The following is an 18,400-nucleotide window of genomic DNA, read 5'->3' as shown; positions in this document are numbered from 1 at the left end:
ACTTAATCGTCGAACGATTTAACTGGTACAATTATCAACTTTTGGCTGCGAGGGTTAATTGTCGCGACACCTTTAATCAACGTATTGTTGTCCAATGCCTTTGTTATGTGGTTTGCCGCATCGACTTTACCAGCATCTTTCAGGTGTTTTGCCACGGCTCTAAACCAATCATCGGTTAATTGTACATTATTGCCAGCCCCTTTGGTTGATAGTTTAATTGAACCATGTCGAGTATCTGACCAGTTACCACTTTGCTTATTTTGCTTACTGTCTAAAGCTAGTACTGCTTTCACATTGCCGTTACTGTCTTTAAGCAGGTGCAAGTGGTCGACACCATTTATGTTTCTATAAGTTCCATCAATAGGCGTTAAGTTACCGTCTCTGGTTAATACCGACTCGACGATTTCCTCTAATTTTTGACCACGTTCGTGGCTTTTCATGGTTGAAAGGTTCTTTGAAAAATCATTAACCATGTGCTGTTCATCTGTTTCAAGATCAATTTCACAGGCAGAGCCATTGATACTACATTTATTAATATGCCCTCTTTCAGAGACTTTTGCTGCATCTTTTTCATTAAGTGCACCAACAATATCACGAGACTTGTTTGTAGGTATTTTGTGGTTGTTTATTCCACTTGTACTATTAGTTTGCGATGCACCAATTGAGTAATTGTTTGGTGTTCCGTTCGTAAAGTGACCATAGTAGCTATTTACCTCAGTGAGTAGCGTTTCTGGTATCATATTGGATTTGCGGGCTTTTTGAATAAGCAAATCAAGCCCTTCGGAAGCGGTTTTACCCACTACAACTTCAACGGCAAGTGTTTTACCTAGTTCAAATAATATCTCTTCTCTTCTGTCTTCCCCCGCATTGGTAAACTCTTTTAGTAATTCACCGGTAGCTTGAACAGTTTGATAGACATCGTATGCTTTTAAAGTCAGGTATGCAGCCTGCAATACAAACCAAAAGGCGTTATTTTCAGCGGCATTTTCTGCGGTACTCGTTGCAATATTTGCCTCAGCACCAACAATCAATGCAGAAGTTGCAGCAGCTAGTTTGCCTAAATCGACACCTGTTTCCTTGATTTGATTTAAGGTTTTCAGCTGATTGTCAATGTCCGCTTTTTGGTTAAACGCCGCTTTTGACTCTTCAAAACTTAAGTCTTTGTATGTTTCAGCAGTTAACCCCAACGCTTTGAGCTGATTATCTAAGTTTTTCTTTCGAGTGTCATACCCTTGTGATGATTTGTATTTGTCAGAGATCACTTCGCCTATCACAGCCCCAGTGGCACCTGAAGAACAACCCAAGTTAGAGCTTACAGAGTCACTTTGATCTGCCTTTGCGACACCAATTGCGCAGCCTAAAGCAGCATGAGATACATATCTAAGCCCTTCACTTATCGTGTCTGCATCGGCTAACCGTCCGATTTCTTCAGCCATTTGTTTGCCTAATGCATCGATTGCAATGTTGCTTAGCGAGTTCATCAAGGCATCTTTAATCATGCTGGGATCACCGCCTTCCATCAATGTTGTTACACTGGCGCTGATAGTTGTATTAATAACAGAGTCAACAGTTTGGTTACCCAAAGCTATAAGCGTATCTTTACTGATTAGGTCAGCACTAGGACTTGCTTGGCCAAAGAGCTCAAGTGCGCCAATTTCAGCGACGATACCAGCCGTGACCATAGAGGCTGCAAGAGAGCGAATATTGTCACTACTGACTAGTTTTTCGATTGTGCCATCAATACCATGTCCACTCGCTAAACTAGTTGCAGCTTGTGTTGCAATTGAAGTCGCGCCAGCTTGCAGTGCACCGGTTAAAAACTTACTCGATGTAACACCAATTTTGCCACCAGTGCCGACAAGTTCCATTCCGCCAGGTCCCATAGCAACTGAGACTGCAATCGCAATTACGGCCATCGCTGCTGGGCTTAATGTGCTGGTGGATTTGTCCACTTGGATGCGTTCTAGTTTCTTTTGTACGACGTCAATTAAATTGCCACTACAATTAGTAAAGTCACTATCCGCACGCATCATTTGGTAGATGTCAGGGTGGATACCACTGTGATGGTGAGCAGAGCTTAGGTTTGGACATGCCACCTTATTGTCATCATAAATACTCGCCATCCACTTAAGGTTTGTAGAGTCTCTGAAACCATCGATTACATTTGAAATCGTTTGACCTTCATATGTGCCAAGATCCAGTGTAATGCCGTGTGTTGCATTCACTTGAATACCACCAATGACTTGGTTGTAAACAGGGATATCTTCCTGATTTTGAATGGTTCTTGTTTTTATCTTCCAAGTACCTTTCTTAACTTTGTTGTAAAAGTAGTTATTTTGCTCTGTAGCAAGTAATAAGTTGACCCGGCCATTGTGTGCACTAATTTGAGTGCCATCTGTAGATGTTAGTTTTGCTGCTCTTAGCGTAATATCGCCAAAGTTAGAAGTAATTTTGACTCCTTTACCTGCCTCTAAAGCTGAGCGAATAACAAAAGACTCGAATATTTGCTCATCAACGGTGGTTTTTCTAAACTTCTGGTGCTTCGTACTTTGGTGTTGACCTTTGGCATCTAGGATCTGAATACCATTGTTTGCAACCAATTCGATGGCACCTTGGTCTGAGCCAATGATTGCAGCATCAAGTAAAATGGCGCCAGATGCCATTAAACTAATGGTTTCTTTGGCTGATAATTTACTTTGAACAACTTCAATATCTGATTGTTGATACTTATACCCTTGCCCAGAAGAGTTAGAACTAGAGTTCAGAGCGATTGATTCAATAGAGATGTCGCCAGTCGCATTCATCTCAATGAAACCAGAAGGTGCGACAATTTGTGCGCCTTGCACCTCAATATCACCATAGGTGCGGATCCGTATATTGCCGTTATGAGCTTTTATTGTCGCCGGAGTATCTAAGTACTCTGTGAGGTATGCACCATTGCCATACTGATGGTGAAATCTATGAACAAGTGTTTTATGCTCAAGGTTTGTTGCAAGAATATTGACGTTTTCGCTTGCGCTCAGTTGACCTGAAATATTTTTAAGAGTACCTCCAACGTGCAAGTTCAAATCTCCACTAGAAGAGATGTGACCACCGTTGTTGGTTAAGTCATTCAAAGTTCGTAAAATGGTGTCTCTGCCAGTCAATAGGTCTTGACCATTTGAAGTAATACTGCCCCAAGTGACCTTACGTCCTTCGAACTTAACAACATGACTATCAATCTTATTATTTTTAATGGTGTCCTGAGTAAGATATACAATCGGTACGAGTACTCTTTCACCATTGATCTCTCGATACTCAGGCCAGATCATATCAAAGGACTGAGTTGTTCCATTTAACGGTTCACCGAATACTTTTTCATTATTAATGGCAAAGTCCAGAGCATTGTCATAAAGCTTTTGCACTTGCGCTCGTTCGTTTTGTAATTGGGCACTCGATGATCCATCGCCTCCAGTGAAGTCGATCATTTGTTGCCCTAATTGGCTAAATATCTGCGAGCGTATATAACGAGATTGTACATATGCGTCGCCAACTTGTTTATCAACTTGATAGAGAGGAATGATAGCGGCTACGCCGCCGGTCATGATCGGCAGATAAATAGGAGAAGGTAAATAACGTCGATAACCATTATTTAGACGATTATAAAAAGTCTCAATTGTTGCAAAGTTATTTAAATTTTCTTCGACATACTCTATTTTCTTGTATTGATATTTTCTGTCATTGACACGTTCAAACTGTAAAGTGCTCTCTAAATCTGTTTTTATTTGATTATTAGAGATGAGTTGTGCCGCCATAGCGACGGATGGAAAAGTAGCTTGAAATATAAAAAGGAAAACTAAAAATGCAGAAGTGAGTTTATGCCACTTCTGATAATACTTTTCTTCTGGATATAAATGATTAATTGACATTCATGTTCCTTACTAGCTGAAGAATGCGATTACAGAGTCAATCCAACGTTGGATAGTGACGTTAAATTTATCAATATAGCTTTTTACCTCTGCCCAAAACTTGTCTGCGTCCCATACGACGTCTTTCACAGGAAGATTGCTATTGGTGCAAAAGTAGTCTGATTTTTCGTACCAACAGTGTTTTCTATTGACGGTATAATTGATTGATACATCGCCATTTTCTGGGTTTTCGGTAAAGCCATCAAAGGAAACGAACCTGCCTTCGTCATACGTTTTTGCGTCGCGTCGAGCAAAGTCAATTAAGGCTAGCTCTTTAACTCGATATAGTGGGTCATGGTTACCCAAAACAAGCTCAGCTTGGTTTGCTGCGACATTGCCTGCAACATGGAAGAGAGTTTCCTGCTGCTTAGGGTCGACAGAAACAATACTGTTATTGATTGTTGTAGTACTTGCCGTGGTCGGGCAATCTACAGGCGTGGATGATGTACTCCATAATTGTAGGTAATGACAATATCCGCTGTTGTCGAAATATTGTGTCGTGATTTTTTCTCTTAGTTCATCACCCATATTGATACCAATGCTTTTAACTTTAGCAGCAGGGTAATCAAAAGTTGCATCACCAAAGACTTGAAAAAATCCTGTGTTGTTTGTAAAGCCGGTATTTCCTTTTGCATGGAAGTTACCAAACGAGTAGATAAACCCAGGGGGCGAATAAAAATGTAGATCTGCTACAAGCTTTTTCTCTGTATCTGTTTGGATATAGTCAGCAAATGCGTAGACTCGATATCGCTCGTTATCAACAAAGTTTGAGTTTATTCTCAATAATCCAGATTCAGAGTTTACGCCCATCACAGCTGAAACATTTAGTACGTATTTAGGCGCATCAATTAATAAGCTGTTTTCACCATAAACGGCTACTTGTTTTGATTTAAATGAGTTGAGAGGAATACCATTGTCCCATGCATTTGCATTTTTTTTCCAAACAAAATATGGGTTTATATTTTCGAAGCGATTAGCAATTATTTTGACATTATGGCCAAATATCAATGCTGCAGGTGAAAAATTGAGTTTATGACCTTCGTATAAACCAGTAAAACCTAAAAGGCCAATATCAAGATCATCCTCTTCTTGCAACCAGTTAATATTTTTATCTAGACTTTCATCATCGTCAGGTTCGTAGCTATAAGCGCTGCCATTCCTTACAATACTGTTTTTCGAGTAGAGCTCTACGTCGCTACCAACAATGGATGCACTGTTTTGGTTTATGATTTCTTGCTCAGTAGCTAAAATAATTGAGTGACCGCGAATCTGCCCATTATTTTGATTATAAATTTTACCAGATGAAACATTTAAATCACGATGTGCTTTAATACTACCAGTAGTATTAGATGTCGATGAGTAAGTGTTATATATGCTTGTTCCCGTTACAATTTTTATATCAGTTGCTTCTAATTCACCAGCATTGAAAAGCATTTTTCCGGAAATAAGGTTTAACTTGCCTTCGGTTTTTATTTTACCGTAATTACTGATCACGCCATTAAATGCAGTGAGGGTGATTCCTTCTTGAACAGGTTGGAAATGACCTCGATAGGTACCTGAACTGAGTGCATTTGCACTAGTATCAAGTACTGTTATTGGGTCGCTAGAGCTATTTCTAGCAAATTTAATGGAGCCGCTACTAGCAACTTTAATGGTTGAGGCGGTTAAATTTACGTCATTTATTGTTAAATCAAGCCATTTATCCTCATAAAGAACCTTGATAATTTTTTGGTTTTCATAATCAATGGTTAGCTCACCATGGAATATGTTGATACTACCTGATCCGATGGTGTGAGTGCCGGAATCACTCATTTCATATCCACCTTGAGGTAATCTATTTGCTCGCAAGTTGGTATTAATGTCGCCAAGAGTTAAAGAGTCTGACAAGATATCAACAGAAAGCGCGCCCGGAGCATGTAGGTTTTTTACGACAACACTTTTATCTATTACTGGTGTTAAATTACCTATTTTGTTGCTGGTAGCATTAACTGTTGAGTTCGCTGTGGCAAATGTTATGCGAGAAAACTCTTTAAGTACACAACCGTCACAGCTAACTGACTGTGGAGATAAAAATATAATATCGGCAGGTTCACCTATCAGCTCTATTTCAGCGTTAAGTTGAATGTTGCTAGATTTAATTACGATTGTTTGTGCTGCTTTATTACTTTCTCCATAAAAATTTCCGGTATTTATGATTTTTAAAGAACGGCCGTTTAATACAAACTTATCAAGACTATTGAAAGATATACCATGAGAGTTGGGCTTTGTTAGAGTCAATATGTCTGAAGAGGTACCAGAACCTCGAAGTAGTTTAATGTTACTGGAATCAAATTTTCCCATATCCAATGCGTAGGAATATATAGGGATTGAAATCATAATTAATGTGAGAATTTTTGATATTCTCACTATTATTTCTCGCATTTTTTCACCATTTTATGTTTTTTTGGGGTTTTAATTATATCCTTTGTTGTTATTTTTTAATTAATAAGTTTTGTTAAATAAATCGGTGTTTTTTATTTTGTCATGGTGTTTTGTTATTTTTGTTGGTTTTTTTTGTTCTCTATGGGTTTTTGTTTTTTTTGCCTTTGTAATTTATTGGTTTTAAATGTTTCTTTTTTGGGTCCTGTTTAAAAGGCCATTACTGTCCAATGAATGTCATTTTTTTGCCATAGCAATGTTGTGATTAAGCTGATTTATATGATTTTTAAATCAGTTTTTTTGACTGAATTATATACATTTCATTTTTATTGTTACGTTAGAATCATCGATGGCTTGATTTTTTCGGATTTTAATAGTGGTAGGAGATGTGTTTGAATATTAATCGATATATAAATATAGCCACTTGTATATATAGCTTGAATACATAGTTTTAAGGTGGAAATGCAGAAACCTTTGTCTTATAGATTTACAGCGCGCATTGACATTAAAGTAAACTAATCAGTTTGGTGATTTTATGATGTTTTTTATAACTGCGTGCGGGTTATTTTGTCGGACTTATGTAGATAAGCATATGCCCATAGGACTGATCGAAACATAAATATACGGAATTATGATAGGCGCAAGTCGATTCACATGCGAACTTCTTGATATTTTTCTTAACACAACCTAACCATCACATATAACCTAAGCACGGTTGTTTTCAATCTTTTTCACTATGTCTACTTACTGATTTTTCATATGTTTTGAATAGATGTTGGGTGAAACTGTGAAAACTGAAGATAGTGTATTGAGTGTAAAGCATGAGGTGCTCTATTGTGGCTGTTACAGGTGAGCGGTGTATTTTCTTATCGGACTGATGTTGTTAATTGAACTTTTGATCAATATGCATTAACAATTTTTACGTTTTTTGTGTTTTTTATACTAATTGTTACGTCTTTATGATAGGGTTTGGCTGAAAATTAAACAATATAAAAACATAATAAAGGATAAAATTATGAAAACTGCTTGTACACTTTTTACTTTTGCCCTTCTACTTGGCGCTTCTTCTGCACAGGCTAGCTGTAATAAATATAGCTGCGAAGGCGTATCAAACGTTGTATTTTCTTCTGTTATCGCTGATAGCGATGCTGTAAAAATTAAATTCCATGAAGGCACTAACGCGACATTAAGTTGCAACCTCGATGCAGATAATGCTGCAGTTTTAGATAAAAAAAGCCCTAATTTCCGCAATATGCAATCTATGCTGCTAACGGCAATCGCAGCGAACTTACCTATTGGTCTTTCATTTAATAGCGCTTCTCCAAGCTGTTCAGTGCAATCTGTTGAAGTCAAAGTTGTTGAATAACTTTTCCTAACGCACTTCTGATATCGAGCAACTAAGTGTAATCATAAGAGTATAACTTTTGGCTAAATAGTCAAGGTGAGTAGTTACGTCTTTACGTTACGAAGTACTTTATTGCTTTGTGATCAATGCCAATTTGCGGCTTAGATATACAACAAGAAAAGTGAATTCTATATGTTAAAGAAAAAAGGGTTAATGGCCCTATCTTTTGGGCTATTCAGTTGGTGGGGTCATGCCAGCCCCGTCACACCGACAAATAATGTATGGCAAGACAACAGTGGTAATCTTTATTATCAACAACCTGTAAAACAAGTAACGACTGCAGATGAAGCACCGGTTAGTATTCGTGTATTTGAATCACACCCTTATGTACAAATAATCCAAACGGCGAACGGTTTTGAATTAGAAGGCCTTTCTCAAAGTGAGTTTTCGGCACTACGCAGCGAAATGGATGTTGTAGGTAAACGGTTACGCAGTGATTTTGATGGTGATGGACGTCCGGATGCGTTGATCCAAACTGATTTGGGTCATGAGCTATTGATTTCACGTAATCGTGTTAAACCTTATAAAATCGGGATTAATATCCGAGACTTTGGTCAGCAAATGGAAGTACGGGATCTGAACTATGATTTTCGTGCTGATATTGTCGACACGAAAAAAAGTAAAGTGCACTATGCGCAGTCCACAGGGCTGAGTCATGCCATTAATACCAATGATTATGTTGGCTCTTTACCTGCCCAAAGTAATGTTTCGCCAGGCGGTGAATTTACCTACAATATTCCGATCACCTTAGGCGAAGCGACTGGTGGACTGAAACCAAATGTATCACTGAGCTATGCATCTAACCCGCGCAATGGCCACGTTGGGGTCGGTTTTAACATCGATGGGCTCAGTGCCATCACTCGATGTGAAAAAAATATGGAGACCGATGGCGTTGCTGGATCAGTAAATCTAGATCAGAATGATCGCTTTTGTCTAGATGGGCAACGTCTGATTGTAAAATCAGGCCGCACCTATGGCAGCAACAACTCAGAATACCGAACTAGGCAGAATACTGGGCAAAAGATCATTGCTCATACATCTAGCACGGCTACGGGTCCATATGCGTTTACTGTGTATGATACACAGGGAAATAAACTGACTTATGGTAAACACGGCTCTGCACAGGATGCGCTAGTTAAGGCCAGCAATGGCCGAGGTTATACTTGGGCGTTAAAGCGTGTCGAAGATGCGTCGGGTAATTACTATGTTTATAATTACACCAAGGTGAACGGCAGTCTTGAGTTTTATCCTACATCTATCAAGTACTCAGGTCATGGGAGTGGTGCGACTCGAAATGAAGTGCGTTTTAACTGGGAAGATCGCCTTGATAAACGCCGCCTAGCTTACTTGAAAAAAAATAAAATAACGCTTACTAAACGCCTTAAGAATATTGAGTCTTATTATTCGGGTCGTCTATTACGTCGTTATAATTTAACTTACGGTTATGTAGGAACGGGTGTAACAGAGAGTGTACTGAAAAAAGTGCAGGCATGTTCAAGCAGCAATAAGTGCTTGTCACCCACCGTGTTTAACTGGAAGACACGCGGAACAGTAAGACTTGGTCGTGACATTGGCCGTGATTATTCAAGAAATAGTCGATATAAAGCACACCAGTTTATGGACTTTAATGGCGATGGTTTAACCGATATCGCTTATGTCAGAAATGATCGTGGTAGTTCATCAGATCACCTTTACATGATCCCTAATACAGGCCGCGGGTTTGGAGATGAGCGTCGCTACAATGATTTGGCGAATAAGACTTTTCGTAGAACATGGAAAATAGTGGATTATGATAAAGACGGCAAAGATGACATTCTCTTTCTTTCTGGCAGTAATCAGCATTGGAAACTGATGCGCCATACGTCTGGTATGAACTTCTCATTTACATCGTTGACGTCAATTAGTAAACCCAACAATGATCAAAATACGCGCTTTTTAGACATTGATGCCGATGGTTATCCGGAACTACTACATTTTGTTGGTAATAAGCTATCGTATCAAAAAGGTACGAAAACGGGATTAGCGAGTGGGGCCGCAAAACCTATCAAGTTTAATCTAAATGCGCCGAGCGGGTCGACTGCATCAATGATGTCCTACGATAAGGATGATAATACTTTTCCTGCGATGGATTTTAACGGAGACGGTAGAGCGGACTTTTTAGCGAAAGTAAGAGTCTCGACTTACAATGATGACCCATTTCCACCGTGCGATAACCCATGGCAGTGCGAAGATCCAAGGGTTATTGAACCAAGATCACAAGCTGTGATGACAATGAGTTATTCGAATGAGAATCAGGCACTAGTACCTGTTTCGCCTAAACAATTAAATCCTGTGAACGTAACAAGTGCCCCAGTTGTTGAAGTACAGCAGTCTATGGCACAGCAAAGCTCACCGATTACAACACAAGGATATAGCCATAGTTATAGTTGGAAAATTCTTGTTTCTCAGGGAAGTGATACATTTGCTGAATTTGTCACGGTTGCTTCAACTTATAATATTAAGGACATACAAGCTGTTGAATTAAATGGTGATGGTCTCGCTGATATTTTGTATAGAAATAACAGTGACAACTGGTATGCGAGAATTAATAACGGGCATGGGTTCAACAGTGCTATTCATCTATTTAAATATAATAAGGCCGCTTTAAAAACGTTTGATATTAATGGTGATGGTACCGCTGAAGTCTATCGAGAAGATCACGGCGATCACTTTTATTTTTTCAATGGCAGCGGTTTTACGGCGAGAAAGTTGACTTCACAAGGGTCTAATTTCGATTTTACAACCTTTATGGATGTAACCGGTGACGGCACACCTGATAAATTAGTTTTCTCTGGGCGAATGGGGTTGTATCAAAATAGTGATAGCCCTGCGACGCTTCTTTCTTCAGTTACTGATGGCTTTGGTGTGAGCACGTCAGTGTCATATTCAACGCTCAACAACCGCAGTGTATATGTACCTGATTATGATGCTAGACATAAGAACTGGGGGAATGGCAGGGTCACAGACATTAACAAAGGAGCGCGTGTTGTCAGTCTATTGCGTAAAGGAGAGGATCTCTTTACTTATAAATATTATGGCGCTAAGGCACAAGTAGGACGAGGCATGCTCGGCTTTAGGCAGGTTGTAATAGAGAGTCGAAATGCAGGTACTAAAGTTGTTAGCACGTATCGTCAAGATGGCGATTATCGTGGCTCTGTGTCGAAAGTACAGACATACGTTAAGTTTGGCAGTGATTCAAGCTCAGGTGGAGGCGGAAACCCTCCTCCTCCCCCTATTGATCCGTGCGATGAAATGCCTGAAATGTGTAACTGTAATTGGGAACCTGGCCAGCGTTGTGAGCTACCAAGAAGTATCCCGGTAGATGAACTTATCGCATCCCCACTGATTGCGATGAGCAGCTCTGAACTGAATACACAAAGGGCATCAACGAGCAGTATTTGGAGACTTAAGTCTGAAGTTACAAATACTCAAAGCAATAAGAGAGACACTGGCTTTAAAACGGGCAACAATACTTATCCATACATGGTTTACCCTAGCCGGTCGGTGACGAAAACTTACAATACGGATACCAGCAGCCAAACGCTAATCTCTACCAAAACAGAGCAATTAACCATAGATAGCTTCGGTAATCCTGTATCGAAAAAAAGCACTATTGATAGTAAAAATGGCTATGCACATACGGCTGAGTCACATACCTACTCGTACAGTAAATACGGTGGAAGATTAACTAAGAAGCAAACTACAAAGCGCTATTTAAACCGCCTCAATGGCAGTAATCGTGGTAATTACCAAAATACGCAAACGGTAAACTACGCCTATGATAGTAAGGGGAGGGTGATTAAAACAACGGCTGATAATGGTGTGGTGACGAGTTACACAATTAATAGTTATGGTTTGGTAACTAAAGAAACGGTGTCATCGCCTAGTTTAGCAAATAAGACTCTGACGAAATATTATGACAGTACGCACCGTCACTTGACGGGAGAGTCGAATAGTCTGGGTCATAGAAGCAGCATCGGTTACGATAATCTTGGTCGTAAGCATTACGTGCAAACAGCGAATGGTCAACGTACATACAGTACCTATAATCAACTTGGACGTGTGACGGGAGAAGTGTCAACACCAGCCAACAATGCCAGTATTTCAGGTAGCCAAGCATTGAGTACGAGCAAGGTGCAGTATTGGTGTAAATCGGTAAACCACTGCCCATCAAATGCAACTTACTTTGAAGAAACTACGGTTGAGGGTACGCCTGATTCTAGGGTTTATTTTGATAAGTATGGCCGAGAAATACGAAAAGGCAGTGTATCTCTAAGCGGTACATATGTATATACCGACTATAGCTATGATACTAAAGGTCGTAAGTACAGAGAGTCCCTTCCTTATTTTTCTGGTGATACCATCCGCTGGACTGTTTATCAATACGATAAGCAAAATCGAGTAATTAAAATTACTAAAGCAGATGGCTCTATCTGGAAAACTGAGTATAACGGTGAATCTGTAACGAATATTAACCCTGCTGGTCGTCGCAATACACAAGTTAAAAATGTCATGGGCCTATTGGTTAAGGTTACCGATGCGAACAACAAGTCAGCGGATTATCAGTATGACGAAAACGGTAAATCGCGAAACATTAAGGGACCAAAAGGCAACCAAATTCAGGTAACGTACGATAAATACGGTAACAAAGTACGTGTTGTAGATCCTGATAAAGGCACCATTAACTACACCTATAACAAATACCATGAGCTGGTTAAAGAGACGGATAGCAATGGTAATGTTATGACCTATAAATATGATGCACTGGGTCGTATCATTGAATCTGTTCGTAAAAAAGGCTCGGTACTTGAGCATCAAACTGTGACCAGCTACGACAGTGGCAGTTATGCCAAAGGGCAAGTTTATACTGTTCATGACAAAGTATCTGGCTTTATAGAGCGTTATTATTACGACGCATTTAGTCGTAGTCGTGAAAAGCAAACTGTGATTGATGGTGATACCTATAAAGAAAAATGGGAATACAATAGTGCCGGACAGCTGACAAAAGAAATTGATGCGTCTGGTAAGAGTGTTGTTTATACCTACAATGCCCACCAGCACCTCGCATCGCTCAAAGATAGTCAAACTAACTCGGTGGTCTGGAAAGCTGAAACGGTGGATGCGTTTGGCAACTTAACCAAAGAACGTTTGGGTAGCCGAATTGTTCGCAATAAAGGCTTTGACGCAGAGACAGGCTTATTAACCAGTATGACAACAACGGGTAGCGGCACGTTACAAAACTTGCGATATGACTGGGATAACCTAGGTAATCTGAACTATCGACAAGATTTAGTAGCTGGTAAAAAAGAAACTTTTTCCTATGACGCACTCAACCGAGTAACTCGTAGCACCATTACGGGTGCTGCAACCACTGATATTCGATACAACGAGTTAGGTAATATTACGTATAAGACTGGTGTGGGTAACTACCATTACCAATCAAGTAGGCCACATGCTGTCACTGAGGTCACTGGTGCCCGTGCGAATAAATACCAGTACGATGCGTCGGGCAACATGGTTAAAGACAATGATAGGACTTTAAGCTATAACACTTTCCATAAGCCAACCTACATTAGTAAAGGTGATTACTGGGTTGAGTTTAAGTATTCAGGCAATGGAAAACGCTATAAACGCCTTGAGTACGGTGGTGAGAAAGGCGCATTAATCCCTATCTTGAATGGTGATTTGACCACATTTATCCCTATTGCTCAGGAGACTCGATATGTTGGTAAAGTTGAGTTTATTAGATATGGCGGTCAAAGCACTTGGGTAAGCAAACGCTATATTGCTGGAAAGGTATTAGTTACGACCGTCAATAATCAGGCGACTACACGATATATCTTGGATGATCACTTAGGATCGACTCATGTCATTGCTGATAGTAATGGCCGGTCTGTGCAGATAATGAGCTTCGACGTATTTGGTGCGCGTCGTGATGCCAAAACATGGGCGCGTGATTTTAGCGATACTAACAAATTTACCAGTTTTATTACGCTGCGCGGATATACAGGCCATGAGCAATTGGATGAAGTTGGCTTGGTTCATATGGGGGGCAGGATATACGATCCCATCCTCGGCCGATTCTTGCAAGCCGATCCTATGGTGCAGGCACCTGAAAATATTCAAAGCTTAAACCGCTACTCTTATGTTGTTAATAATCCGCTGAATAAAACCGATCCAAGTGGATATATTTGGGTGACGTTAGCGATTACCGCACTTAAGGCCATTGCTGCAAGTTCAGCAGTAAGTGCTGCGGTAGCAACCGCAATTAGCTATGCGCTGACAGCATACACTTATTACGGTTATGCACAGTTTGCAATTAGTGTTAACAACGCCATTAAGGGAGGGGGAACGGCAATGGCCAACTTCTTAGGTGGCTTGAGTAAGAGTTTGGCAAAACAGTGGTTGCAAGGCAAAGTCATGGATGCAACAGGTATGACGCAAGCAGTGGAAGAGATAGACAAGAAGTTCTCTTTGAAGGTGACTCCAAGCGCTATTGCAGACTTACCTAAAATCGAAGCTGCATCTTGTGTGTATGAAGACTTTGCGCAATGTCAGGGGACTGATAGTTATAAACGACTTTCAGATCAGGAGCTTGAAGCAATGAGTTTAGATCCAAAAGCATTCAATACTGAAAGTAGTATGAACGCGGCTTTGTTTAAAGATGATCAGGGTAAATACCTGCTGGTTTATCGCGGTACTGCTGAGTTGCTACCTGATGTTGGTGCGGATATTACGCAGGCATTTGGCATTGAAACAACACAATACAATGAAGCGATGGACTTAGCTCAGGTTGTGGTGGATAAGTTAGGTGATAATGTTGAGTTTGCGGGACACTCGCTCGGGGGGGGACTTGCTGCTGCTGCGTCGATGTTTACCGGCAACCCTGCAACCACGATTAACGCTGCGGGTGTTCATGATAGAACGATGACTCGAAAAGGCGTAAACATGTCAACCGTTGATCCATCCAAGATCAAAGCATATTACAACACGACTGATTTACTGCATATTGGGCAATTACTCCCCTTCTTGCCATCTGCAAATGGGCAGCAAATTGCGCTGACGCCATTGAGTTCACACGGTGTAGTTGGTGCGTGTTCATCTATGGGAGGTAAACCTTGCGACTATTCCGACTAGCGATGGTTGCGCCAATGTTCCTGCTGACCGGTTGTTTACAACTTGGTCATGCAGTAACAGGCGGTATTTATAGTATTTTACCTGAGCAAGAATATACGGACCAAGTGTGCTTAAGGCTTGCCCGTGCAGCATTAAATGGAAATTTAAAACGTTTAAATACGTTGCTTGCGACGCCAAATCATCAAGTGAACTGTCAAGGGGAAACAGGGTTTACGCCTTTGTACTTTGCTATAAAAGGCAGGCAGCTTGATACCTACACAAGGTTACTTGAAGCGGGCGCAGATCCCAATATTCCATACGGTGAAAGGGGTGATAATGTTACGTTTCTGGCAAGCTGGATAGGGATTGAATACTTACGACCCGCAGCTGAGCATGGTGCTGATTTTAATAAAAGGAATGCACTAGGTAGAACACCTGTCTATAAAATCATTAGCTCAGATACGAACGAGGCGTTTTTGTTAGCTCTGAGCAAAGGATTTGATGTCAACAATGTTGATAACTCTGGAGGAACGCCTATTGTCAGAGCGCTTGGCTCTTATCGGTTTTTTATGGCGTGGAAGTTATTGGAGAATGGGGCCGATATAAATTTGAATCCTCTGTCCAATGTAGGAGATGCGTGTTTCCAGCTAAATAGAGCCATTGAGCGCAAGCATGAGTTAACGCACTCTGCACAGTTGGAGATTGAAAAATATTATCAACGTTTGGCGGATGCTGCTAAATGCAATGATGATTAACAATTTAATCTTAGATGATGATTAATAATTTAATCTTAGATGATGATTAATAATTTAATCTTAGATGGTGATATAATTTTACTTTTATTTTTATAATAAACTTTAACTTTTAAAAAAATGAATAATTTGAGGGTATAAAAAATGAAAAAAATGATCGCTCTTTGCTTCTTACTTCTCTGTAGTGAAGCGTCACTGGCTTATAACGCTAAACCGAGTACGGAAATTAAAAACATTAGGGTGAGACCTAGTGTTGCTTATGTATTATTTGAAGGGTGCAGCAAGTATGCTCGTATTTACTTGTCTAACGATTATTATAAATCTATGTTTTCAGTAGCGATGATGGCCGCAGCATCGAATAAGAAAGTAGCGATAGAGTTTCAAGAAAATAAAAGTTGTGCCTCGACAGAGCCTTTGATTAATTATATTGATATAGCTATTTAATTATCAATGTTATAAACGGGCTTAGCTTTATGCTAAGCCTTTTTTTTAGGTTGTAGATGCACCTTAAATTTTTATGAATTCCTTTTAATAAAACTCTTCCACCTTTATGAAGGTCGCTTTTTCTCATAGATGCTTACGAAACTTTAATCTAACCGTGCCGATAGCTTCTGATAATGGACTGGCTTTTTTATCTTTGCGATAGCGTTCATTACTTCGCTACAGGTCACATATTTTATTTCTGGTTAGATTTTGAATAGTAGAGCACATCTCCAAGTTAAAGAAAGTATGAAATATTTTGATACATACTGATTGTTTGTACTTACTATCATTATGGACCCCTTAAGTTAAGGGCTATTTTATTTGTCGTTAATTTTTCACTCTACGTCTTTAGTCTAATTTATATACAATTCTTGTTTTGTTTATTGCTACATTGGACACGTCGCATGCCGGAGCGTGTCGGGTTTGGATAGTGGCAGGACGCCGTGTGGCCAATAACAATAACATGTAAGGACAGTACTATGGATAATAAAGAACAAAAGTTGGTTTTACCATCAACAGAGCAAACATCTCGCCGTAGCTTTTTGAAAAAGTCACTGGCGGTTGGAGGGGTGGTTGGGGCAGCACCTTTGGCGTTGCAATCCACCTCTGCAGAGGCCCGTGGGGAGTATGGTCAATATCATAAAGTATTCGGTAATGATCCGCGTTATATCTCTATGTTGCTGGGATCAAATATGCGCTTTTTAAGTCAACCGACCTACATAGGAGCCTGTAGCTCAGCCCATGAAGTATACATGGCTGCCCGTGATGCAATCACGCAGGGTAAACGCATTACCGTGCGTGCTGGTGGGCACTGTTATGAAGGATTTGTTGATAACGATAATGGGGTGGTAATCGACATCAGTAATATGGATCGCATTTATAAAGATGGTGATTATTATGTGGTGGAAGCGGGGGCTAATTTAGGCCACACCTATAAAACCTTATTTAAAGAGTTTGGCAAGATAATTCCAGCAGGGTCATGTTTTGGTGTTGGCGTTGGTGGTCATGTCTGTGGTGGTGGATTTGGCATACACTCTCGTCAGTATGGTTTGTCGAGCGATTATTTAGCTGGTGTCGAATTGGTGGCATTTAATGAATGGGGTGGACAGGCAACTTACCCGCGCAAATATTTCAAAGGTCAATCTGCTCAGGCGGATGAAATTATTTGGGCGCACCAAGGCGGCGGTGGTGGTAATTTTGGTATTGTTACTAAATATTTTTTCAAAGACTTGCCAGATGTACCTGCTTTTATACATACACAAGAAGTGTCGTTGCCATGGGCCAGTTTAGACTATCCTCAATTTGCAGCTTTAATTAACAATTATGGTGAGTTTTGGACCCAAAATAATGGCCCTAAGAGCCGATTCAATGCGCTACATACTTCTATGTCTATGCCAAAATCGGTTGGCGGTGGGGGCAGTATACGCTTGCAATTATTCTGTGCGGGTGATCCTGGATTAATAGATGAATTTTTGGATGCTATTTTCTCTGCGGCGCAATTAGCCCAAGCTAAACTTGGATTGCGTACATCAGATCATATGGGTATACAGAGTCAAGAGGATGCACCACCCAGACCCACACCTCCGGGCAGTTATTTTAGTTTGCCTTGGTGGTATGGTACACAATACGCGGCGGGGCCACTGATAGGTGCGCGCGGTAAAAACAAGTCAGCCTATATGAATAAGCCTTTTCCTGAAGCGCAGATCCGTACTTTGTGGGATGAACTGCGCCATGGTGACTACTTAAATCCAAGCGGTACATTGCAGCTATCATCTTACGGTGGTCAAATTAATGCGCTGTCACCTGAAGACACGGCGGTATCTCATCGAAGCTCTGTGATGAAGCTGCAATATCAAACTTATTGGTTTGATCCCAGCCAAGATCCATATCATTTAGAGTGGATGAATCATTTTTATCATAAAATGTATGGCAAAGAAGGGCCTGTGCCAGACGGTGTAATGGATGGGTGTTATGTGAATTATGCGGATATGGACATAGCGAATTGGCAATATCTATATTACAAAGGTAATTACCCTAGGCTACAAAAAGTAAAACGTTTATTAGATCCTGCTGATCGTTTAAATCACGGACAATCCATCGAAGTGTAAACTCTCTTTTCTTATCATAAGTAAGGCAAATAGCGCTGAATATTTGCCTTATTTTTTGTTATTAAATTCTAATTATTTGATTTTTATTAGAATATTAACATGCTAAAAAATGAGCACTTTTATTATGAGGTG

At 40.2% G+C, this 18,400-nt stretch carries 7 protein-coding genes; 5 read left to right on the top strand and 2 right to left on the bottom strand.

Annotation, left to right across the window (positions count from 1 at the left end; all coding sequences use genetic code 11):
- Positions 1-2 precede the first annotated feature (2 nt).
- On the bottom strand, positions 3-3,908 hold the full coding sequence (locus tag S4054249_RS17640) for a DUF637 domain-containing protein (protein ID WP_046356464.1): 3,906 nt from the start codon (positions 3,906-3,908) through the stop codon (positions 3-5).
- Positions 3,909-3,920: 12 nt separating this feature from the next.
- Positions 3,921-6,287: a hypothetical protein gene (locus S4054249_RS17635; RefSeq protein ID WP_046356465.1), complete on the bottom strand. Its 2,367-nt coding sequence runs from the start codon at positions 6,285-6,287 to the stop codon at positions 3,921-3,923.
- A 1,093-nt stretch (positions 6,288-7,380) separates the two neighbouring features.
- On the opposite strand from S4054249_RS17635, the gene S4054249_RS17630 reads away from it, so the two are divergent.
- The 5 genes from S4054249_RS17630 to S4054249_RS17610 all read left to right on the top strand — a co-directional run bounded on the left by S4054249_RS17630 (position 7,381) and on the right by S4054249_RS17610 (position 18,268).
- On the top strand, positions 7,381-7,731 hold the full coding sequence (locus S4054249_RS17630) for a hypothetical protein (protein ID WP_046356466.1): 351 nt from the start codon (positions 7,381-7,383) through the stop codon (positions 7,729-7,731).
- 171 nt (positions 7,732-7,902) lie between these two features.
- On the top strand, positions 7,903-14,946 hold the full coding sequence (locus S4054249_RS17625) for an FG-GAP-like repeat-containing protein (protein WP_046356467.1): 7,044 nt from the start codon (positions 7,903-7,905) through the stop codon (positions 14,944-14,946).
- A complete protein-coding gene (locus S4054249_RS17620; protein WP_145925047.1) occupies positions 14,928-15,680 on the top strand; it encodes an ankyrin repeat domain-containing protein in 753 nt (250 codons plus the stop codon). Before S4054249_RS17625 ends, S4054249_RS17620 begins: the two co-directional genes overlap by 19 nt.
- Before the next feature lie 141 nt (positions 15,681-15,821).
- Positions 15,822-16,121 carry a hypothetical protein gene (locus S4054249_RS17615; protein WP_046356469.1) on the top strand — a complete coding sequence of 100 codons (300 nt, stop codon included), beginning with the start codon at positions 15,822-15,824 and terminating at the stop codon, positions 16,119-16,121.
- Positions 16,122-16,639: 518 nt separating this feature from the next.
- A complete protein-coding gene (locus S4054249_RS17610) occupies positions 16,640-18,268 on the top strand; it encodes an FAD-dependent oxidoreductase (protein ID WP_046356470.1) in 1,629 nt (542 codons plus the stop codon).
- Positions 18,269-18,400 lie beyond the last annotated feature (132 nt).

The organism is Pseudoalteromonas luteoviolacea (assembly GCF_001750165.1).
Classification (GTDB): Bacteria; Pseudomonadota; Gammaproteobacteria; order Enterobacterales; family Alteromonadaceae; genus Pseudoalteromonas; species Pseudoalteromonas luteoviolacea_G.
Note: the sequence above shows the minus strand (reverse complement) of the source record. Positions and strands in the feature narration are given on the sequence as shown.

Bases quoted from the DNA above. Each gene is read 5' to 3' on its own strand.
- S4054249_RS17640 (WP_046356464.1), bottom strand. From the start codon at position 3,908: ATGTCAATTAATCATTTATATCCAGAAGAAAAGTATTATCAGAAGTGG.
- S4054249_RS17635 (WP_046356465.1), bottom strand. From the start codon at position 6,287: ATGGGAAAATTTGATTCCAGTAACATTAAACTACTTCGAGGTTCTGGT.
- S4054249_RS17630 (WP_046356466.1), top strand. From the start codon at position 7,381: ATGAAAACTGCTTGTACACTTTTTACTTTTGCCCTTCTACTTGGCGCT.
- S4054249_RS17625 (WP_046356467.1), top strand. From the start codon at position 7,903: ATGTTAAAGAAAAAAGGGTTAATGGCCCTATCTTTTGGGCTATTCAGT.
- S4054249_RS17615 (WP_046356469.1), top strand. From the start codon at position 15,822: ATGAAAAAAATGATCGCTCTTTGCTTCTTACTTCTCTGTAGTGAAGCG.
- S4054249_RS17610 (WP_046356470.1), top strand. From the start codon at position 16,640: ATGGATAATAAAGAACAAAAGTTGGTTTTACCATCAACAGAGCAAACA.